Raw genomic sequence first — 20,647 nt, forward strand, 5'->3', positions numbered from 1 at the left:
ACCTTTGATTATGCCCTACCATCGGTAGTTGTGAGTTATTCTTCGCCTCTTCTGCAACGCACCGGTGCCGCGGAGCACCAGGACGCAACCGTACTCGATGCCCAAGGCGTGGCCTGGCACTATGGCAATCCGCTGGGTGAGCAACGAGCTGCCGATGGCGGCACCATAGTCATCGACCGTTCCCAACGCCGCGTCATCCGTGTCAGCGGCAAGGACGCCGCCGAGTTTCTTAATAATTTGCTTTCGCAAAAGCTGGATACCGCCCCCGTGGGCTTTAGCGCCGGCGCCCTTGACCTAGACATCCAAGGACATATCCTCCACCACATGGATATCGTCCGCACCGAAGACGCCTTTCTTATCGACGTCCCCGCGGCCCAATTCGACTCCCTTTTCAAGTTCCTCACCATGATGATCTTTTGGTCCGAGGTCACCGTAGAGGAGGCTGATATCGCCATCCTCACCCTCCTGGGTGAAACCGATATTCCCCTACCACCCATGGTGGAGTTTTCCCGCCAGGTTCAGTGGACCGGAATCAATCGCGTTGACCTGGGAGTTCCGCGCGAATCCTTGGTTGAGGCAACGAAGCTCTTGGAGGAATCCGGCGCGCGACTGGCCGGGCTTATGGCGTTTACCGCCGAGCGTGTGCGGGCCCGTGAGCCGGAGCTGGCAGCGGATCTAGATAATAAATCCATCCCCCACGAGGTACCGCAGTGGATTAGCCGTAGCGCAGATAATCCGGCCCACGTCCACCTCAATAAGGGCTGTTACCGCGGTCAGGAAACGGTAGCGCGCGTGGAAAACCTCGGCCGCTCCCCTCGCCTATTGGTGCAGCTGCACCTCGACGGCTCAGCCCCGCAACGGCCGAATGTGGGCGATGACATTACTTTCAATGGACGTAAGGTAGGCCGCATTGGCACGATTGTGGATGACTGCGATTTTGGCCCCATTGCCCTAGGCCTCGTGAAGCGCTCTGCGCTGGACGCCGGCACCCTAGAGGTGGGCGATACGGCGGCTTCCATCGATCCTTCTTCCATCCCCGAAGATGAGGGCCCCAAGGCCGGACGTGAGGCGGTAAACCGGCTGCGCGGACGTTAGATCTCCCACTAGCTAGGGGGCGGTGCGGAATTTTTTCGTCACACAGGCTATTGTGTCTTACAGGAAGATACTCAATAGACAAGTCGATGGGGCGCCCAAGAATCCCTGGCGCGCCCTACTAACCCAAGGGGGTCATGCACATGGGACGCGGACGCGCAAAGGCAAAGCAGACCAAAGTTGCACGCCAGCTCAAGTACAACTCACCCGAGATGGATATCGAGTCCCTACAACGGGAACTCGCCGCACAGCAAGAGGGTGACTCCCGCGATTATGAAGAGGATGACCCATACGCCGACTACGTCGATGAATGGGATGACGACCGCGACGAACGCTAATCTTCCGCTCGCCGCCGGATAGTTCAAGGGCCCTAGGATTTCCTAGGGCCCTTCCTCATGCCCTCCCCTGGCGGGGCAAGACACTTTTAGAAATTTGGGTGCTCGCCGTGCATGAGCACGCGCGGCTCCTCGCCAGAGGCGGAGCGAACGGTGCCCAACTCCCACGCATCGATGTGGCGCGCGGTAAGCATTGCTAGGGCGCGGTCGCGGTCTTCAGGGTTGACCACGGCAATCATGCCCACGCCCATATTGAAGGTCTTCTCCATCTCAGCCAGCTCCACCTTGCCCACTGAGGAGATGAGCTTGAAGATCTGACCCGGGGTCCACGAAGCGCGGTTGATATCGGCTGCGAGACCCTCTGGAATGACGCGCTCGAGGTTGCCAGCCAGTCCACCACCGGTGACATGGCAGAAGGTGGATACTGAGCACTCACTGGCCAAAGCCAAGCAGTCCTTGGCGTAGATGCGGGTAGGCTCCAACAACTCCTCGCCGAGGGGGCGACCAAGCTCTTCCACGTGGCCGTCGAGAGGCATGCCAGCCTGCTCCAGCAGGACGTGGCGGGCCAAAGAGTAGCCATTGGAGTGTAGGCCGGAAGACCCCATGGCGATGAGCACGTCACCATCACGGACCTTATCGGGGCCGAGCACGCCATCAGCCTCAACGACGCCCACCGCGGTGGCGGAGACATCGTATTCATTTTCTTCCATCATGCCGGGGTGTTCGGCGGTCTCGCCGCCCAATAGCGCGGCACCGGCCTGCACACACCCCTCGGCGATGCCCTTGACTACCTCGGCCACCTTTTCCGGCACGACCTTGCCCACGGCAATGTAGTCCTGCAGGAAGAGTGGCTCCGCGCCGCAGACGACGAGATCATCGACGCACATGGCGACCAAATCGATGCCGATGGTGTCGTGCTTGTCCATGGCCTGGGCCACGGCCAGCTTGGTGCCAACGCCATCGGAACCCGCGGCCAAGATGGGCTCCTTATAATCGCCGAGCTTAAACAGGCCGGCAAAGCCGCCGAGGCCGCCAAGGACCTCCGGGCGGGTGGCCCGCTTGGCGTGCGGGGCGAAAAGCTCAACGGCGCGGTCGCCCTCTTCGATGCTGACGCCGGCTGCGGCGTAGGTGTTGTCACTCATGGTTTCAAAAGTCCTTTGTTATTCGGTGCCGAGCAGGGTGCGCACGGCGTCTGCATTGGGGTTTCCGGCGGGCAGGCCGAGCGGGTACTCGCCCGAGAAGCAGGCAGTACAGAGCTCGGAACGGGGCTGCTCTGTAGCAGCCACCATTTCCTCGATGGAGACAAAGCCCAGGGAATCAGCGCCGATGGTGTCACAGATAGTGGCGCAGACGGTTTCCGGATCGTCGGAGGGGCTGGCATTGGCAATCAGCTCGCCCGGGGAGGCGAAGTCGATGCCATAGAAGCACGGCCACTTCACCGGCGGGGAGGCGATGCGCACGTGCACCTCAGCGGCGCCGGCCTCGCGCAGCATGCGGATGAGAGCGCGCTGGGTATTGCCGCGAACGATGGAATCATCCACCACGACCAGCTTCTTGCCGTTAATGACCTCGCGCAGCGGGTTGAGCTTCAAGCGGATGCCCAGCTGGCGCAGGGTCTGAGTCGGCTGGATGAAGGTGCGGCCCACGTAAGCGTTTTTGACCAAACCATGGGCGAAGGTAATGCCAGATTCGCGGGCGTAGCCCACGGCGGCTGGATTACCGGATTCGGGAACCGGGATGACGAGGTCCGCGCCCTCGGCCGGGTACTCGCGGGCTAGGCGGCGCCCGATGTCCACGCGGGAGGCATTCACGGAGCGACCCTTGATATCGCTATCTGGACGGGCCAGATAGACGTATTCGAAGACGCAACCGTGACGCTTGGCCGGCGCGAAGTTTACGGAGCGGATGCCGGCCTCATCGATGGCGACGAGTTCGCCGGGCTCAATTTCGCGGATGAACTGGGCGCCACAGATATCGAGCGCGCAGGTCTCGGAAGCTACTACCCAGCCCTTGGCCAGGCGGCCAAGGACAAGCGGGCGCACGCCGTGTGGGTCGCGGGCGGCGTACATGGTGTGCCCATCAGTAAAGGTCAAGCAGAACGCGCCCTTAACGCGCGGGAGCAGATCGCGGGCGGAGTCGAAGACGGAGGTGTCTTCATCCACGCCGTCGGCAAGCAGCATGGACAAGCACATGGAGTCAGAAACGGATTCCTCGTGCGGCTTGATGAGGCCGCGTTGCACGGCCTCCTCGCGCAGCTCCAGGTAGTTGACCAGATTGCCGTTGTGCCCAAGGGCAATGTCTACCCCGGTGGAGGAGGTAGAAAACATGGGCTGCACGTTGGACCATTCCTTGCCGCCGGCGGTGGAATAGCGCGTGTGCCCCACCGCTACGTTTCCTTGCAGGGCAGACAGGGTGGATTCATCAAAGATATTGGCCACCAGGCCCATGTCTTTGAATACGACGATGCGGTCATCATCGCCCACCGCGATGCCGGCGGCCTCCTGGCCGCGGTGTTGCAGGGCGAAGAGCCCAAAGTAGGTTAGCTTGGAGACTTCCTCCCCGGGAGCCCAAACGCCGTAGACGCCGCACTCTTCGCGGGGCTCCTGCTCATTGTGATCGTCAAGATTGGTGATACTAGGAGTATGTACTTCTACCACGGCGTTGAGTTTAGCCTGTCGCGCCGCCGGAAACTAACGGAATGAGCGGCAACCACTGCGCGATTTCGCCCGCGCGGGAGCCAGAAGCATCCACGCGACCAGTACTTACGGCCTCCTCCCAGTCCGCCAATCCGGTGGCAAGGCGCAGCCAGGTTTCCGGATCAGTCTCCACCACATTGGGTGGGGTGCCGCGGGTATGGCGGGGTCCCTCAATGCATTGCACCGCAACAAATGGGGGTACGCGCAGCTCCACGGAGTGACCCGGCGCGTCGGCTTCGAGGGTGCGAGCGGTGCGCCGGACGGCGTCGGCAAGCAGGGTCCTACCTGGCTTATCATGCTCCGCCGGGGCGGCAATCCAGTCTTTGATGGCCATGACGGCCGCGCGGGTGGCAGCGGGATCGACGGGCTTTTTCATAGCTACATCATAACTACTGTTATCTTGTTGTTTATGTCACCTACGCCTTCCGTTGCGGAAAATCAGAAATCGCCGGCGCTGACGCTGCGCTTTATGGCATCGCCAACCGACGTCACCATGGCCGGCGCCCCCGGCATCAGCGGCGGACGCGTCCTGGAATGGATTGATAAGGCCGCCTATGCCTGCGCCGTGCAGTGGTCCGGCCAATACTGCGTGACCGCATACGTGGGCCATATCCATTTCACTCGGCCGATCCCCTCCGGGCACATCGTGGAGGTACGCTCGCGCATCGCCATGACCGGCCGGTCTTCCATGCACATCGTCAATGAGGTGCTTTCGGCTGACCCGCGCGAAGGCATCTTCACTCGCGCCTGCGATTGCCTGGTCATCTTCGTAGCCAAGGACCCTGCCACTGGCAAGTCCACCCCGGTGCCGCCCTTCGTGCCGGAAACCGATGAACAGTGCCGCGTAGAAGAAGCAGCCAAGTCCCGCATTGAGCTGCGCAAGGCCATCGAGGCGGAGATGGAAGAGCAAACCTATGACGGGCCTTCCGATGCCCCGCGCATGGTCAACCGCTTCCTAGCCAAGCCCACCGACGTCAACTGGGGCGGCAAGGTCCACGGCGGCACCGCCATGCAATGGATCGATGAGGCCGGTGCGGCCTGCACCATGGAGTGGTCCGCCGAGCGCACCGTAGCTGTCTATGCCGGTGGCATCCGCTTCTACCGCCCGATTTCCATCGGCGACCTCATCGAGGTCGACGCCCGCATGATGCGTACCGATACCCGCTCGATGCAGATGTCCATCCACGTCCGCTCCGGCAACCCCCGCGGCGGCCGTGAGCACTTGCAAACCGCCATCCATGCCACCGTGGCCTATATCGCCCTCGATCATGATGGTCAGCCACAGGTGGCCCGCCCCTTCCATCCGCGTACCGAGGAAGATAAGCGCTTGGCCGAGCACGCCACCGTGCTGCGCGAGCTACGCGCCAAGTACTCGCCAAAACCTTTGGTGGTGGCGCCGACAAATCAGCACATCGATTAACTGCTCTCCCCTCGTTTCGGTGTTAGCAAGTCCATAGTGGCAGCGGCAACCCCGTCTTTATGCTTTAGATGGATTTATACGCGGACGACGGTTTCCTGCCGTCTGCTCTTATATCCACACAGAAACGAGGGAATATGCACACCCCAACTTTGCGCCGGTCGGTACGCACCGGCCTTGCCCTGATAGCTTCGGCCTGCCTCTTGGCGTCCTGCCAGAATCCGGATAACCGCCCAGCGGACGAAACTTCGGCCACCACACCCGAGTCTTCCGCCTCGCACAGCCCCACCAGTTCTGAGCCCGCGACCACAGAAGCAACCGAAACCTCCGCCACGGAAAGCGAGGGCCCACGCGCCACCGCCGAGGGACACGTGGTGGTCCTTTCTACCGGCGGCACTATCGCCAGCACACACGATAAGACTGGCGCGGTGGTGCCTACCGTTACTGGCTCCAAGTTGGTGGAACCGCTTTCTGGCACCTTTGATAACAACAAACTCACGTTAGAGGTCAAAGACATTGCTAAGCTGGATTCTTCCGCGATGACCTTGGACGATACCGATAGCATTATCACGGCCGTACACAAGGAGCTGCAGCGCAAGGACGTCGATGGTGTTGTGGTAACCCATGGCACCGATTCCATGGAAGAGACCGCCATCGCTGTCGATACCTTCCAAGACAGTGAGAAGCCGGTGGCCTTAACCGGTGCAATGCGCCCCTTTGATGATCCGAATCCAGATGGCCCGGATAACTTGGCGCTCGCGGTGAAGACCGTCACCGATCCCGCCAATAGGGGCCGCGGCACGTTTATCGCCTTTGCGGATCAGGTCATTCCTGCCCGCGGCGCTTTCAAGTCCGATACGTCCAAAGCCGATGGCTTTGCCAATAACAATGGCGAGAAGCAGCCTCAGCGCCCGAAGGCTCTGAAGTTTAAGCCACTGGGCAATACCCGCGTCGATATTATCGCCGCCTACCCCGGTGCGCCGGCTGATCTCATCCAGCGTTCCTTGGACAGCGGCGCCGAAGGCATCGTCATTGAGGGCATGGGCGCCGGCAATATCGGCGACGAGCTAGCACAGGCCGCTCAGGCCGCGGCCAAGAAGGTTCCGGTGGTGCTCACCACCCGCGTGGACCACGGCCCAGTGGAGGGAATCTACGGCGGAGCCGGTGGCGGTGCCACGCTTGCCGACGCCGGCGTTATCTCCTCTGGCACCCTGCGCGCGCCCCAAGCACGTATGCTGCTAGCCGCTGCGATTACGACCGGCACCGATGCTGAGGATCTCTTCGCTCACGCTGAATAAACACTCGCCTTGGAGCACCGGCTGGTGGAGTCACCACATTAATGAACGAGTTTTCATCAGCCACGCTTAGTTTCGACCTCGTCCCCGTCCGCATAGTCCGCCAAGAAGCGAAGAAACCGGTGAGCCGGCTCTGGGAGTCGGTTCTGCGAGCTCCACACCACACGTAGAGGCCGGTCAAACTTGATCTCAGCTACCGGAACCTCTATATACTCACCGGTGGCCAACTGCGACTCCACTGCTCGCCTGGCTATAACCCCTGGAGCGCCTAAGGCACCTATAGCAGCGCGTTGCGCCCCCAGAGATCCAAATTCTCCTGCAGGAGGAGCGAGTGACCCCAGAATGTCCTCTACTACCTCCCGCGTGCCGCTTCCCTGCTCACGCAGAACCAAAGGAGTAGTCTGCAGCTCCTCCTTAGTTACTGCAGCCATCCCCTTCAATGGTGCTGAAACTGTAGAAGTCCCAGCTTCATTTCGGTTATCCACCCGAGCCCAGTGATGGCCTGCGGGGACGACAACAACGAGTTCATCGTGTCCGGCTACACGCTGTTGCAATTCATGGGATACCCAGTTGCCTTCCACAATGGCCAATTCCGCCAATCCCTGTACTACGTAGCGCTGGGCCTCCCGGCTATTGAGCTGGCGCATACGCAGAAAAGTTTTCGGGTGAGCACGTTGAAACGCCGCAGCCCAGCGCGGGTAATCTACCTCGGCGACTGTATGCGAGACCACCAATTTAATTTCCTCGGTGACGCCTTCACCGATGGCTCTCTCAAGACCACGCGCGCAGTCGTTCAAGGCACCCTCTAGCACCTCGAGTACCCGGACAACCTGGGAGCCGACTTCCGTAGTAAAACTACCCGCAGCTCCACGCCAAAAAATGCGTTGATTTAGATGCCTTTCAAAATTGGCAATGCGATTACTCACCGACTGTTGGGAGACATTCAGGTGTATGGCGGCCTGATTCATACCCCCATACCGTGCCACAGCAAGTACGGCGTCGACTGTCTGGGCATCGGGGACAAATCCGCGCCGAACTGGTAAAAAGTCATCACTACTACCGATTCGCGAGGGGTACATATTTTCATTGTAACCCCGTCCAGAATGAACGCCCTCCCGCAATTCTGCCGTAAAGCTTAGCCTCAAGCGCATGTTAAAAATTCAGAACGAGATAGACCTTCCCCCGCTCGGCCCAGGCTGGGCCGGGGCCGTTATGGGCCTCGGAATCTCTTCTACTCTTATCGACGTACACGTAACTCCCCTATTAGGCTCGGCCCCCTCGAAAGCCATGCTTGGGGTTGTAACAATTCTTGCTATATCACTCGTATTTGGGTTTCTAAAGCACCATAATCCGGGATTTTACGCCGCCGACATGCCTGCTTGGGGCATGGTATCTATGGGCATACTTTCTTTGGGTAGCGCCTACTCCCTCATTTATGATGCCTGGTCGGTTCATACCTTGTGCTGGGCAATAGGAACGGTTCTCGGCGCGGTGACGTGCATCCGTTTTCTCGTGTTTCTCATCTGCGATCGCCCGTCAGCCCCCGCTTTCACCTGGGGACTACCGCTGGTTGCCCCCATGGTTGCGGCTACCTCCTCAGCTCAGTTGGCACCGCATGCCGGCGAGTGGGGATCGATAGTCCACAGCATTGGCGTAATCAGTTTTGCATTGGCTTGGCTTACAGGATTGCCTACATTCGCCTTCGTTTACCTGCGTACCATTCCGAAAATTCCTACCAGCTTCGCTGCCACTGCTTGGATCCCGCTCGGGCTGGTAGGCCAATCTACCGCGGGAGCACAATTGCTTGCAGGTGAACAATGGCACTTCCGCGCAATGGTCTACGGTGTAGCGATGCTCGGGCTTGGCATCCCGCTGGCCATTTACGCCATGAGCAAGCACTGGGGAGCGGCCCTAGGAAGCACCCCCATGTCTTATAACCCCACGTGGTGGGCTAGTACATTTCCCGTAGGTACCTGCTGTCTTGGTAGTCATACTTTGTCCACCCAACCTGCGGCACTGACGTTGGGCATGGGATGGATGGATACCATCAGCGCCGCCCTTCTAGTGCTGCTTCTTGTCCACGTCATGTGGGCTACTATCGGCGCAGCCGTGATCGGCTGGGCAAAAGCACGCTGAGTTTTCGAGTCTCATGACTTCTAGGTGAATACCCACCGTAGCGGCGTCAGTATGTGTACCCCCCTTCCATCTAAAAAGGAGTTTACAGGCAGTCCGGCAATTCCTGGGTGGAGGAGATAGACGTGCTAATAGTCGACCTACCCCTAGACGACGACCATCCACACCGCAACCAGGTGCACCACCGCCGCCGCAATCGTCGCGGTGTGGAAGTGCTCGTGGTAGCCGTAGTAGCGTGCGTTGCGCCCTGGCCACTTAAAGCCATAGACCAGCGCACCGAGCGAATAAACCACGCCGCCGGCAACGAGCAGCCAGACGACGGCCGCGCCGGCTTGCGTCCACAGCGTGGGCAAGAGCGGCAGCACCAACCAGCCCAGCGCTAGGTAAACCACCACGTCCAACCAGCGCGGGTGGCCAATCCACACCAGGTTCAAAATCGCGCCGAGAATCGCTCCTGCCCAGGCAACGCCTAGCATCCATGCCGCCTGTACCGGCGATAACACGATGAGGCACAGCGGCGTATACGTCGCCGCAATAAACACCGAGATGGTCGCGTGATCCGCCCGCCGCCACCACTGCACGGCACGCGCGCTCGCCCACGGATAGCGGTGGTAGAGCGCCGAAACGCCAAAAAGCCCGACCAGCCCCACGCCGTAAACAGTTACGCCAAGCCCCTGCCACCACTGCAGCGTCATCCACGCATAGGTAATGAGCACGGTGGAGGCAATCACCGACAGCAATGCTGCAATCGCATGTCCCCAGCCACGGCTTAGCGGCCTGGGACCGCGGTCGGCCATCCAGTACGTGCGCTGGACAAGGCCCGGCCCCGGCGCGCTATCCGCATGAATCTGTGCCACGAGGTACTTCCCTTCTGCTAGCCGCAACGAACCCGAACAAGAAACCTACGATACCGTAAGTCTACGGACGCAGCCGGAGGGATTCAAGGAAAATCGCCTCGAAATGCTGCTAACTTTCCACAGCAGAACCTTCCTCTACCAGCCCATCAACAATGCGTACCGTCTCCATCGCTACGCGCGTGACCTTGCCAATTAGGTCCACGATGCAGCGCGGATTGCCCACCTCATCGGCCCAATCCTTCGGGTCATTAACAATACCGGAGGCCTTGTCTTTCTTAACCTGGTAACGGTCAATCAGCCAGGCGAGAGCTGAGCGCGAGCCAAGCATATACTCATCCGCCTCCGCAGGAATACCACCGATGGTCACCTGCCTGTTGTAGATCAGCTTGGTCACGTCATTGACGTTTTTGCCTGTCTCCGGGTCCTTGCGCTTGGCCCATATCATCTTCTTAACGCGCCACGTCTCACGGTCAGACTCATCACCCTTGACCTGAATATCCAGCGGCCACGGCTCCACGGACTCGTAGTCCACGTGCAGGTCCATTAATTCTTTACCAGCCGCAGCAAACTTGTCGAACTCCGCACGCGAGGATGGCGTTTCAATATGCGGCAGCATCTTCTTCAAATCCGCCGCATTCTTCGTGCGATAGCCCGAGTCATGCAACTTTACGTACACAAAGTGGAAGATGTCATCACCGCTTTTCGAATACTACGGCTTTGGACTCCCCCTGTAACCCAAGCATCTCGGCCTGTAGCGAGGCCCAGACTATAATCCTTGAAAATAGAAATCTTGTTTGGCTTTTGCCCCCAGTACCGGCCACTTTTCAAATTCTTCAGAGTGCTGGTGCAACCAGTCACCCTCTTCATTTGGTTCAATGGACTGCCAGTCAATGGTTTCAATCGCGGAGGAGTCGACGATCCCAAGCTTTTCTTCGACTGTCAGATAGTCACTAATGTCTCGGTAGTGAAGCTGGAAACCAGTCTTTGATACCGACGGTGATAGCCACGGAGTTGCGGGAACCAGAGCCGAAGACTTTGCCGCCTTCTTTGCGGGACTGTTCGCCAGCGGTACGTTGGTTGCCGCGAAGGTTAAAAATATAAAGGTCCGTGAAATCCTCGGCCATCGATAAGCGCACACCATCACCCGTATTGCCGTCGATCCACCCGCCATTGGACACGAAGGCTACTACCTCCTGGTCGCCGATGCGGTCGGTGCCCAGCGGAAAGCTCGCAAATAGGAATCGTAGAGGGTTCGCTGAGGCGTCGCCGTGGATTTCACAGCGTAAGTCTCTGCAATGCGCTTATCCAACCCCGGGTATTTCTGGTTGGCGTTTATATCATTGGCGGACTTTTGGCCGGCGGAATATGGCGGGTTGCCAATAACTACGTTGATGGGTGCCTTCTTCTGGCGCTCAATGGTGGCGTTGTTTTCGCGGAAGACGTTGAGGTCCGGAATGTCGCCGTCTTCGTGAATTTGGAAGGTATCCGCTAGAGCGATGTTGTTAAAGGTTACGTAGTCCGGAATTGGTTCCCCGTTGCGCTGCGGACATACTTCAAGGTCGAAATCCGAAAGGACGACACACACTAGGCCCAGCCGAGCACTAAAGGCTGCAATGGCGCTAGACCTAGAGCTGTAGCGAGCCTGCTTGCGGTTCCATTGAACTATGGAAACCATATGGGAGGCTGTGCCTTTCGGAAGCCGCCACTAAGCGGTGATTCGAGGAGAGCTTCCCAGTTTGTCGCCCCCCCTCAGTAATATCTTGCCGTTACTAAAAGGGAAGTTGGATGCCGAACTTGTGTAGAAGACTTTCTATCTGCTGCCGGTTGAAATACACCGTTCCCACTGCAATAGTCAGTACACTGGCGAGGGCACCAACTACCGCCCACATCTTCGACTGTGAAGAGGCAACGCTACTTCCTGTTTGTGGCTTGTACCCGCTGTCCGCGGTGGAATCAATATGAGCTTGAGAGTGGTCAGAGACAGAACCAAGCGGCAGACAAGCGGACAGCTCATCGATGGTATAAAACGTCGAGCCCTCACTTATTGGCTCACACCCCTCCTTGAAGGGAATTTCCTTCTCGTTGTACAGCATGCGCACGAGGGTCTCGCCATTGTCATTCTGGAAGGCATCCCACTGGATATTTGCTCCCATTGGGGAGACCTCGTCACCACGCCAATCCGAGTTCTGCCAGGTGTAGAGCTCTCCTGCGGGAACTCCATTCTCTGAGCCAGGCGTTTTCAGCAATGCGGCGAGCGGAATGATGGTTTCCGCGTGACCAAACCTATATTCCGCAGCTATATCACCACCGGCCGCGCGATCCTGTACGCCCTCAATCATTTCCTCAAGCAGTGGCTCATAATTGTCGTAAGAAACAGTGCGACCCTCGATAGCCGGCCCCTTCTCATAGAAGTCTTCTACATCCAATAGGTATGCAAAGGTAGGCCCGCTCGCATCGTCCATGTACTGATCAAATATCCACCCCTCAGCAGGGGTTTTCTCCTCATGAGCAAGTGCTGGAGCAATGATGTACAGATTGTAGAACTGCAGCGCGGCGTCCACTATTCCTTCTACTGTCTTGCCATCCTTTTCACGGGCGCTAAAAGAAATGGACCCATCTTTTAGCTCATCGATAAAATCCGAGGTGAAAATCTTGGACAGCAACTCCTGCGATGCTTCTTGGGAGGCCGGCTTGGAATAAGCTTCCTGGATCTTTTCCTGTAGCTGCGGTGAGTCTTTCCACGCCGAATATTTTTCGTACGACGGTGACTTCTTATCTTTATGCGCATACATCAGGTCGGTGCGTGGCTCGATGGCGACATGCCCATCGTTGGTTCCGTCCACGAGGTTGTCAGCAAGAGTCGGAGCTTCCTTCAGCCACGCCGCACCGAAATTCCAACCAGAGTCATTAGCGCGGTCTTCACCCGAAGAGATGAATTTCACCTTGGAGTCGTCCCTGTCGATGCTGTGCATAAGCTCGGCATTGCGTTGCGCATTGCGCTGACCAATCCCCCGCAGTTCTTCCCGCCCAACTGCGGTGAGGTTTCCGTATCCGGCGTCTTGTCCGGCGCCACCGGCCAATTCCTCATTCACGGAAATCATCGCTTCTACCTGCGGAATGAGCTTTTCTCCTAAATCCGTGAGCTCACCACGCTCCTGAGCATACTCCAGCATTTGCTGTGCGAGGTCGTCATACTTAAAGCTAGACAGTCCACGCGAGCCATGCCGGTTCACCGTGGAGGTATAGATCTGTCGGAATCCTGCGGGAGCTTCGGAGTACTCCCGCCCCTGCGGTTCATAGTGCTGCTTGGTGGAGTAAGAGTAATAGGAACCATGCTCGGCGGCGGTGGCTGGCACTGTTACACCAGCACACGCAACGGCGGCAATAAGAGCGAGAGTACGAATGCGCATTGGACGTTGGCTTCCATGAGTAGTGGATATTTTGAAGAGGGACACACCCACGGTAGGCCGCTGACGTTACGGGAAGGTTGCCTGAAAGGAAAATGATTGAAAAAGAACTCGTACCGACGCTGTTCTTAGCCTTTGTCACTGCTCCTAACGAGCATAAAAGCCCGGCCGAAGCCGGGCTTTCCGCTTTGTCGCTTGGTTGCGTGTGTCCAACGCTGGGAGCGGTTTACTCCACTACGGAGTTAGCACCCACGGCATGGTCGAAGAGGTCAGGCAGGGTGGCAGACCAGGCGGAGACCAGCTGGGAGATGGCGACGGACTCGCCGCCGAGGGTGAGTGCGCCGGTTTCGGTAGTCTCACCCACGATGGCGGCTGGGATGCCGAGCTCGCCGGCGCGGGCAAGCACCTGGTCGGTGCGGTCGGCGGTGGTGGCCACCAGCACGCGGGAGGCGGACTCGGAGAAGGCGGCGACGAATTCGTCCTCGTGGACTGCGGTGAGGTCCAGGTTGAGGCCGAGGCCGGCGCCGTCGGCAGTCGCACCGGCGCGCTTGGCCATCTCAAAAGCAGCCACTGCTAGGCCGCCCTCGGACAGGTCGTGTGCGGCGGTGAGCAGCTCATTGCCGTGGAAGAACTCGGCCAGGCGCTTCTCGTTGGCCATATCCACCTGCGGCGGCAGGCCATTGAGGGAGGAAGCATCGGAAGTATCGGCACTTACCTGTTGCCAGATGGAGCCGCCGAACTCGTCCTTGGTCTCACCGAGGACAATAAGTACTTCCTTCTCAACCACGGTCCCCAGCTCGTTGCCGATGGCCTTGTGCACGTCATCGATAACACCTAGCACGCCGACCACCGGGGTGGGCAGGATTGGCTCCTCGCCGGTCTGGTTGTAGAAGGAGACGTTGCCGCCGGAAACAGGGATGGAAAGCTCCACGGCGGCGTCGGCAAGCCCATGCACCGACTCGCGGAACTGCCACATCACGTCGGGGTTTTCCGGTGAGCCGTAATTCAGGCAGTTGGTAATCGCGACGGGCTTAGCACCGGTGACGGCGACGTTGCGATAAGCCTCCGCCAGCGCGAGGCGGGCGCCCATGTTCGGATCCAGCTTGGTATAGCGGCCGGAAGCATCGGCAGAAACGGCCACGCCGCGGCCGGTCTCCTCATCGATGCGCAGCACACCGGCATCCGCATGGTGGGACTGGACGGTATTGCCGCGCACGTAGCGGTCATACTGGTTCATGATGAAGTCGCGCGAGCACAGCGACGGGGAGGAGACGAGCTTCTGCAAAGACTCAACCAAGCCACGCTTGTCGGTGCCCTGGTACTTCTGCAGCTCGTCCTGCCACTCCGGGCGGGCATAGGGGCGCTCGTAGACCGGGGCTTCGTCCGCGATGGTGCCGGCTGGGGCATCCACGACGACCTCACCCTGGTGGCGGATAACCAGGTGATTACCCTCGGTGACCTCGCCGATCTCGGCGCAGGTTACATCCCAGTGCGCGCAGATTTCGCGGAACTTCTCCACGTTCTCCGGAGACACAACGGCGCACATGCGCTCCTGGGACTCGGAGGCGAGGATCTCGGCCGCGGTCATATCCTTCGCACGCAGCGGAACATTATCGAGGTTGACCTCCATGCCGCCATCGCCGGCCGCTGCCAGCTCCGAGGTAGCACAGGCCAAGCCCGCACCGCCGAGATCCTGGATACCTACGACCACGCCGGCGTGGTAGAGATCCAGGCAGCACTCGATAAGCACCTTCTCTGCGAAGGGGTCGCCTACCTGTACGGCCGGCAGCTTGCGCTCGGCGCCGTCCTCGAAGGTATCGGAGGCTAGCACGGAAACACCGCCAATGCCGTCCAAACCGGTGCGGGAGCCGAAGAGCATGACCTTATTGCCCTTGCCGGACGCAAAGGCCAGCTTCAGGTCCTCCACCTTGAGGGTGCCCACACACAGGGCGTTGACCAGTGGGTTACCCGCGTAGGTCTCATCAAAGACGGTCTCGCCACCAATATTGGGCAGGCCCAGGGAGTTGCCGTAGCCGCCAATACCGGAGACCACGCCGGGAAGGACGCGCTTGGTATCGGGGGCGTCGGCAGGCCCAAAGCGCAGCTGGTCCATCACGGCAATCGGGCGGGCACCCATGGCCATGATGTCGCGCACGATGCCGCCCACACCGGTGGCCGCGCCCTGGTAGGGCTCCACGTAGGACGGGTGATTGTGGGACTCCACGCGGAAGGTCACCGCGTTGCCGTCTCCGATGTCCACCACGCCTGCGTTCTCACCGATGCCAGCGAGGATCTTCTCCCCCATCTCCTCGGTCATGGTCTCGCCAAAATAACGCAGGTGCGTCTTGGAGGACTTATAGGAGCAGTGCTCGGACCACATAACGGAGTACATGGTCAGCTCCGCGTCGGTAGGGCGGCGGCCCAGAATATCGTGGATGCGCTGGTACTCGTCATCCTTCAGGCCGAGCTCCGCGTAGGGCTGCTGCTCATCCGGGGTGGACTGTGCCTTTTCTACGGTGTCATTATGAACGGTCATTAAAGTGGCCTCCTTAAACCGCCGGCGCTTGGGCGACGGCCTTGATGGCGGATACGAAAAGTCCCAGTCCGTCGGTGGATGGGCCGGTCAACGTGTCAATGGCGTGCTCCGGGTGCGGCATAAGGCCCACGATGCGGCCAGACTCATCGCTGACACCGGCAATGCCGTTGACAGAGCCGTTGTAATTATCGGTATAGCGGAAGACCACGCGGCCCTCGCCTTCGATGCGGGCAATGTCATCATCGCCGGCCTGGAAGCGGCCCTCACCGTGCTTGGCCGGCACCAGAATCTTCTGTCCCTGCTCAAACTCGCTGGTCCACGCGGTAGTGGAATTTGCCACCTCGAGGTAAGTATCGGTGCAGTGGAAGTGCAGGCCCTTATTGCGGGTCAGCGCGCCCGGCAACAGGCCCGCCTCGGTCAAAATCTGGAAGCCATTGCAAATGCCAAGCACCGGCATGCCCTGCTTCGCACGGTCAATAACGGACTGCATTACCGGCGCCAGCGCGGAAATAGCCCCCGAGCGCAGGTAGTCACCATAAGAAAAACCGCCCGGCACTACGACCGCATCCACGCCGTGCAGATCACTATCTGCGTGCCAGAGGCTTTTCACCTCTGCGCCGGCGGTGCGGGCTGCGCGGGCGGCATCCACATCATCCAGGGTTCCGGGGAAAGTGATTACTCCGATTGTTGCGGTCACTTACTTGACCTCCAACCCAACAACCTCGTAATCCTCGATGACGGTATTGGCCAGCAGTGTGGCGGCTACCTTATCGAGGTCCTCTGCGGTAACAGAGTCATCGACCTCGATTTCGAAGCGCTTTCCCTGGCGCACATCGCTGACACCGGATACCCCGATGCGACCCAGCGCGCGGACGACGGCTTGGCCCTGCGGATCCAGAATTTCCGCCTTGGGCATGACATTGACAACTACACGAGCCATGAAAATATTGCCTTACTGTATGGGGCTTTGGTCTGCGCGGCTTAGTTTAGTTGGCACCCCCTGCTTTTACCTAGACTCACCCCCGCAGTGTGGGTTTCACCCCGCTTGGGCAAACTCTACGTGAACCTCAAACAACGCTCTGGCAAACTCCGGCGTGCGCTCCACCCCGCCCCGGCGCGGCGATCTACTAATAGACATCGCACACTATCGCTCTCATTTAAGGTTGAATCTATGTCTTCTCGTCGCCTAGGTGCGCTGGCGCTCGCCACCGCCTTGTCTACTGCCGCCCTTGCTGTACCCACTGCCACGGCTGCCACCGACGGCTCCGCCGCAGTCATCTCAGAGGTCTACGGGGGCGGTGGCAATAAGGGCGCTGCCTTCACCCATGACTTCATCGAGCTCTATAACCCCACCGATGCCCCGATTGACCTGAGCGGCTATACCGTGGAGTATTTCTCCGCCTCCGGCAACACGGGCGGCAAGGTAGTGCTTTCGGGCACCATCGCCCCGCATGGCTACTACCTCGTGCAGGGAGCGGCCGGCAATGGAGCGGGCGATGCACTGCCTACCCCAGATGCCGAGGGCAACCTCAACATGTCCGGTTCCAAGGGCTCCGTGCAGCTTGCCGACGCCACCGGATCCCCCATCGATGCCATCGGCTACGGCGCCGCTTCCCTCAAGGAGGGCACCGCTGCTGCGGGTCTGTCCAATGCCAAATCCGCCTCTCGCGACGCCGAGGGCACCGATACCGATGACAATGCCGCCGACTTCACCAGTGGCGCTCCCACCCCGACTAATACCGGTAATAAGGCTCCCTCCCCTCAGCCTGAGGATCCGGCCGAGCCCGAGCAGCCAGCTCCCGAAGGCGTGACCGCCATCGCGGATATCCAAGGCACCGGCGCTGAGTCCCCGCTCAAGGACCAGACCGTTACCACCGAGGGTGTTGTCACCGGCGTGTGGAGCGAGGGTGGCCTCAATGGCTTCACTATCCAGACGGGCGGGACCGGTGCCGAAGCTACCGATGCCTCCCAGGCCCTCTTCGTGTACATGGGTGATAAGCCAGCCGACCAGTACCCGGACCTCGAGGATTCCGTTGCGGTCACCGGCAAGGTCTCCGAGTTCTATGGTTCCACCCAAATCACCGCCGCCGAGGTCACGCAGCTCGATGCCCCGCTAGAGAAGGTCACCCCACTGAAGGTCGACCAGCTTCCTGATGGCAACGAGGCCCGCGAGCCCTTCGAGCACATGCTCATCCAGCCCGGCGAGCACACCGTAACCAATAACTACGCCCTCAACCAGTACGGCGAGATTGGCCTTGCCCCTGGCAAGGAGGCCTTCCGCCAGCCTTCCGATATCTTCTCCCCTTCCACGGATCCCAATTCCGATATCCAGAAGCTGACCAAGGACAACGCCGATAAACTGGTCACCTTGGACGATGGCCGCACCCGCGATTACCTCAAAACCGACCAGGAAACCCCACTGCCATATATCGCCCAGGACGATGCCCACACCATCAAATCCCTGCGCACCACCGATACCGTCTCTTTCCAGCACCCGGTCATCGTGGGCTTTTCTCACGAGCAGTGGCGCTTCCAGCCCACCACCCCGGTTACCGGCAACACCGCGGGCGCAGACCTGCCCATCTCTTGGGAGGACTCCCGCGAGGCTGAGCTGCACGCCATCGATGACGTCAAGGGCGAATACACCATCGGCGCCTTCAACGTTTTGAATTACTTCACCTCCCTGGGCGAGGAATTCGGCGGCAGCGCCTACACCGACCGCGAGGGCAATAAGGTCACGGTCAACCGCGGTAAGACCCGCGGCGCCTATACTCAGTCCGCACTCGCGGACCAGGAACGCAAGATTGTCGCGGCCATCAACGGCCTCGATGCCGATGTCATCGGCCTTTCCGAAATCGAAGATGGCTACGCTGTCACCGGTGACTTTGCCCAGCGCGATAAGGCACTCAAGCACCTGACGGAAAAGCTCAATGAGGCCGCCGGCTCCGATAAGTGGGCCTTCGTTCCTTCCCCGTCCAAGGACGCCGTACCAGACTCCCCGGATGTCATCCGCACCGCGTTTATCTACCACAAGGATGTGGTGAAGCCTGTCGGCGAGTCCCGCATCTTCCAGGACGATCGCTTCACCGGCACCGCCCGCGAGCCTCTTGCCCAGGAATTCCAACCGCTAAAGGAGGGCGAGGAGTCCTTCGTTGCCGTGGCCAACCATTTCAAGTCCAAGGGCTCGGTGGCCAAGGGCGATGTCGATTCCGGCGATGGCCAGGGCAATAACCCGAACGTGCGCAACGCGCAGGCACAGGCCGTCCTCGATGCCCTCCACAAGCAGGAAGACTGGAAGGATAAGCCGCTTTTCGCCCTAGGCGATTTCAATACCTATACTCACGAGACCGCGCTCGACGTCTTCCGCAACGATGGCTTTACCGTGCCCGCCGAAAAATATGGTGCCGATCCCTCCTACCAGTTCTCCGGCCTGCTTGGCACCTTGGACCACGTGCTGGCAAACAAGGTAGCCACCGGCACGCTTGACGACGCCCAAGTCTGGAACATCAATGCCGACGAACCCGTCGCCTTCGAGTATTCCCGCCGCAACTACAATATCGTCGACTTCTACGATGACTCCCCGTTCCGCGCCTCTGACCATGACCCAGTCAAGGTCGGTTTCACCCTCGGTGCGGACGACTCCGCCGGCCAGCCAGACGATCCTGCGGATGATCCTGCAGATGATCCGGCGGATAAGCCTTCCGATAAGCCAGAGGACAAGCCGTCAGAAAAGCCCGGTAAGCCTGGCTTCGGTTCCAACTCCAGCACTAGCTCTGTCGGCGCCGGTATCGCCGCTGCCATCGCGGCTATCGCCGGCCTCGTCGCCATCCCCGGCTTCCTCGCTGTGACCGGCAATCTCCAGAAGGCCATCCCGGCCCCGATCTGGGGCATGCTGCCGCAAGAAGTAAAGAACTTCATCACCAGCCTGCAGCGCTAATCGCCCACAGACGCAGACCCCGCTCGCTTCGGAGAAATCCTAAGCGTGCGGGGTCTTAATTTTTGCGATTTCAACGATTTCGTCCATCTAAAACACTACAACCGTTGACGGAAACAGGGTATTAGATGGACGAAATCGTGCTACCGGACATAGACACCACCAACCATCCCCGCCACTTTTGTTCGCAGAACCTCTGACGAGGGAATGCGCTCCCTAATTTGGCAGGAAGGCGCCATAATCGGCAGGGGTCGCCCCAGCGTTAATAGCCCGGTCGGCAGCTTTGACGAAGTCATGGATCACCTTGCGGTCATCTAGGTTGCGGCCGGACACGGACAGGCGAACGGTATTGCCGCGCTGCGCGGACCGCTCTGCTGCACGAATGATGTTCTTGCGCCACCACTTAGCGGAGCCAAAGCCCTCGCCAAAGGACAAGTTACGGGCCTGGTGGAATTTGCCGGAATTGATCTGCAAAACACCGCGGGTAGAGGCTGCCACCTCAAACTTAAACTGTGGCAATACCTGCAGGGTGCCGGGAGACATGCGCCAGCGCGGCGGGGCGAAAATTGTGGGTTCGAAGCCGATCTTGGCCATCTGACGGGTCGCACCCGCGAGTCGCAGCTTTGCCTCGTGGGAGTCGAGATTCGCAAACTCTGCACGACGTCCCTGCACCGAGCGGTCGAAACCGTTGAGGATGAGTATGCGGCCGGCATCGGCTTGGTCTCGGAGCCAGCTTTTGGTGTCTTTATCTTTCGCAAGGTGCCAGTTGCCGTCGATATGCGGGGCAATAAGCAGGGAAACAGGAATCTCCTCTCGATCAAGGATCGAGAGGAGCCGGCTAGCCTGCTTCCGTGTGTCATCAAAGATGCTGGAGATCGATACCAGAAGGTGGCCATTCATAAGAAAAATTATCGCACAGGAATTTAGGATTCGCGCGCTGGCCCC

The 20,647-nt window shown here is 59.6% G+C and carries 17 protein-coding genes and 1 pseudogene; 6 read left to right on the forward strand and 12 right to left on the reverse strand.

What is annotated here, in order from left to right:
* Positions 1-30: 30 nt before the first annotated feature.
* Both ygfZ and QP904_RS02040 read left to right on the forward strand, forming a co-directional pair.
* A complete protein-coding gene (ygfZ, locus tag QP904_RS02035) occupies positions 31-1,095 on the forward strand; it encodes a CAF17-like 4Fe-4S cluster assembly/insertion protein YgfZ (RefSeq protein WP_284835435.1) in 1,065 nt (354 codons plus the stop codon).
* Between the two features lie 140 nt (positions 1,096-1,235).
* Positions 1,236-1,430 carry a DUF3073 domain-containing protein gene (locus tag QP904_RS02040; RefSeq protein ID WP_023019866.1) on the forward strand — a complete coding sequence of 65 codons (195 nt, stop codon included), beginning with the start codon at positions 1,236-1,238 and terminating at the stop codon, positions 1,428-1,430.
* Positions 1,431-1,516: 86 nt separating this feature from the next.
* Here the strand turns inward: QP904_RS02040 and purM are convergent, their stop codons facing one another.
* Genes purM through QP904_RS02055 form a run of 3 tightly spaced genes read right to left on the reverse strand, consistent with a single transcriptional unit; the run spans position 1,517 to position 4,499 of the window.
* Positions 1,517-2,569, reverse strand: coding sequence for a phosphoribosylformylglycinamidine cyclo-ligase (gene purM, locus QP904_RS02045; protein WP_023019867.1), 1,053 nt, complete (start codon positions 2,567-2,569; stop codon positions 1,517-1,519).
* 18 nt (positions 2,570-2,587) lie between these two features.
* Positions 2,588-4,084 carry an amidophosphoribosyltransferase gene (gene purF, locus QP904_RS02050; protein ID WP_284835436.1) on the reverse strand — a complete coding sequence of 499 codons (1,497 nt, stop codon included), beginning with the start codon at positions 4,082-4,084 and terminating at the stop codon, positions 2,588-2,590.
* Between the two features lie 10 nt (positions 4,085-4,094).
* The gene (locus QP904_RS02055) at positions 4,095-4,499 is read right to left on the reverse strand and encodes a sterol carrier family protein (RefSeq protein ID WP_248100189.1); all 405 of its coding nucleotides are present in this window, start codon (positions 4,497-4,499) and stop codon (positions 4,095-4,097) included.
* 33 nt (positions 4,500-4,532) lie between these two features.
* Here QP904_RS02055 and QP904_RS02060 point away from each other — a divergent pair, with 33 nt between their 5' ends.
* Together QP904_RS02060 and QP904_RS02065 are read left to right on the forward strand one after the other, a co-directional pair.
* Positions 4,533-5,543 (forward strand): acyl-CoA thioesterase, encoded by a 1,011-nt coding sequence (locus QP904_RS02060; protein WP_248100187.1) that lies wholly within the window; start codon positions 4,533-4,535, stop codon positions 5,541-5,543.
* 134 nt (positions 5,544-5,677) lie between these two features.
* The gene (locus QP904_RS02065) at positions 5,678-6,838 is read left to right on the forward strand and encodes an asparaginase (RefSeq protein WP_248100185.1); all 1,161 of its coding nucleotides are present in this window, start codon (positions 5,678-5,680) and stop codon (positions 6,836-6,838) included.
* Positions 6,839-6,894: 56 nt separating this feature from the next.
* Here the strand turns inward: QP904_RS02065 and QP904_RS02070 are convergent, their stop codons facing one another.
* Positions 6,895-7,986, reverse strand: coding sequence for a LysR family transcriptional regulator (locus QP904_RS02070; protein WP_311201252.1), 1,092 nt, complete (start codon positions 7,984-7,986; stop codon positions 6,895-6,897).
* Between QP904_RS02070 and QP904_RS02075 the strand changes: the two genes are divergently transcribed.
* Entirely contained in the window at positions 7,985-8,971 is a 987-nt protein-coding gene (locus QP904_RS02075; RefSeq protein WP_248100183.1) for an SLAC1 family transporter, read from the forward strand. The genes QP904_RS02070 and QP904_RS02075 overlap by 2 nt on opposite strands.
* Positions 8,972-9,114: 143 nt before the next feature.
* Here the strand turns inward: QP904_RS02075 and trhA are convergent, their stop codons facing one another.
* The 7 genes and pseudogenes from trhA to purS form a co-directional block, all read right to left on the reverse strand.
* Entirely contained in the window at positions 9,115-9,825 is a 711-nt protein-coding gene (gene trhA / locus QP904_RS02080) for a PAQR family membrane homeostasis protein TrhA (RefSeq protein ID WP_374048529.1), read from the reverse strand.
* A gap of 109 nt (positions 9,826-9,934) precedes the next feature.
* A pseudogene (locus tag QP904_RS02085) lies at positions 9,935-11,024 on the reverse strand (type ISP restriction/modification enzyme); the annotation flags it as partial.
* Positions 11,012-11,500: a hypothetical protein gene (locus QP904_RS11880; protein ID WP_396127264.1), complete on the reverse strand. Its 489-nt coding sequence runs from the start codon at positions 11,498-11,500 to the stop codon at positions 11,012-11,014. The gene QP904_RS11880 and the pseudogene QP904_RS02085, both read right to left, overlap by 13 nt.
* 94 nt (positions 11,501-11,594) lie before the next feature.
* Positions 11,595-13,235 carry a histidine phosphatase family protein gene (locus QP904_RS02090; RefSeq protein ID WP_248100181.1) on the reverse strand — a complete coding sequence of 547 codons (1,641 nt, stop codon included), beginning with the start codon at positions 13,233-13,235 and terminating at the stop codon, positions 11,595-11,597.
* Between the two features lie 223 nt (positions 13,236-13,458).
* The gene (gene purL, locus QP904_RS02095; RefSeq protein ID WP_284835437.1) at positions 13,459-15,768 is read right to left on the reverse strand and encodes a phosphoribosylformylglycinamidine synthase subunit PurL; all 2,310 of its coding nucleotides are present in this window, start codon (positions 15,766-15,768) and stop codon (positions 13,459-13,461) included.
* A 13-nt stretch (positions 15,769-15,781) separates the two neighbouring features.
* Entirely contained in the window at positions 15,782-16,465 is a 684-nt protein-coding gene (purQ, locus tag QP904_RS02100; RefSeq protein WP_239236715.1) for a phosphoribosylformylglycinamidine synthase subunit PurQ, read from the reverse strand.
* Complete coding sequence (gene purS, locus QP904_RS02105; protein ID WP_049360085.1) at positions 16,466-16,708, reverse strand: phosphoribosylformylglycinamidine synthase subunit PurS; 243 nt, start codon at positions 16,706-16,708, stop codon at positions 16,466-16,468.
* 231 nt (positions 16,709-16,939) lie between these two features.
* On the opposite strand from purS, the gene QP904_RS02110 reads away from it, so the two are divergent.
* The gene (locus QP904_RS02110; protein WP_284835438.1) at positions 16,940-19,705 is read left to right on the forward strand and encodes an ExeM/NucH family extracellular endonuclease; all 2,766 of its coding nucleotides are present in this window, start codon (positions 16,940-16,942) and stop codon (positions 19,703-19,705) included.
* Between the two features lie 213 nt (positions 19,706-19,918).
* Here the strand turns inward: QP904_RS02110 and QP904_RS02115 are convergent, their stop codons facing one another.
* A complete protein-coding gene (locus tag QP904_RS02115) occupies positions 19,919-20,602 on the reverse strand; it encodes a DUF2334 domain-containing protein (RefSeq protein ID WP_023019880.1) in 684 nt (227 codons plus the stop codon).
* Between the last annotated feature and the right edge of the window lie 45 nt (positions 20,603-20,647).

Source organism: Corynebacterium nasorum (assembly GCF_030229765.1).
Classification (GTDB): Bacteria; Actinomycetota; Actinomycetes; order Mycobacteriales; family Mycobacteriaceae; genus Corynebacterium; species Corynebacterium kefirresidentii.

Bases quoted from the DNA above. Each gene is read 5' to 3' on its own strand.
- QP904_RS02040 (WP_023019866.1), top strand. From the start codon at position 1,236: ATGGGACGCGGACGCGCAAAGGCAAAGCAGACCAAAGTTGCACGCCAG.
- purM (WP_023019867.1), bottom strand. From the start codon at position 2,569: ATGAGTGACAACACCTACGCCGCAGCCGGCGTCAGCATCGAAGAGGGC.
- QP904_RS02055 (WP_248100189.1), bottom strand. From the start codon at position 4,499: ATGAAAAAGCCCGTCGATCCCGCTGCCACCCGCGCGGCCGTCATGGCC.
- QP904_RS02060 (WP_248100187.1), top strand. From the start codon at position 4,533: ATGTCACCTACGCCTTCCGTTGCGGAAAATCAGAAATCGCCGGCGCTG.
- QP904_RS02065 (WP_248100185.1), top strand. From the start codon at position 5,678: ATGCACACCCCAACTTTGCGCCGGTCGGTACGCACCGGCCTTGCCCTG.
- QP904_RS02075 (WP_248100183.1), top strand. From the start codon at position 7,985: ATGTTAAAAATTCAGAACGAGATAGACCTTCCCCCGCTCGGCCCAGGC.
- QP904_RS02070 (WP_311201252.1), bottom strand. From the start codon at position 7,986: ATGCGCTTGAGGCTAAGCTTTACGGCAGAATTGCGGGAGGGCGTTCAT.
- QP904_RS11880 (WP_396127264.1), bottom strand. From the start codon at position 11,500: ATGGTTTCCATAGTTCAATGGAACCGCAAGCAGGCTCGCTACAGCTCT.
- QP904_RS02090 (WP_248100181.1), bottom strand. From the start codon at position 13,235: ATGCGCATTCGTACTCTCGCTCTTATTGCCGCCGTTGCGTGTGCTGGT.
- purL (WP_284835437.1), bottom strand. From the start codon at position 15,768: ATGACCGTTCATAATGACACCGTAGAAAAGGCACAGTCCACCCCGGAT.
- purS (WP_049360085.1), bottom strand. From the start codon at position 16,708: ATGGCTCGTGTAGTTGTCAATGTCATGCCCAAGGCGGAAATTCTGGAT.
- QP904_RS02110 (WP_284835438.1), top strand. From the start codon at position 16,940: ATGTCTTCTCGTCGCCTAGGTGCGCTGGCGCTCGCCACCGCCTTGTCT.
- QP904_RS02115 (WP_023019880.1), bottom strand. From the start codon at position 20,602: ATGAATGGCCACCTTCTGGTATCGATCTCCAGCATCTTTGATGACACA.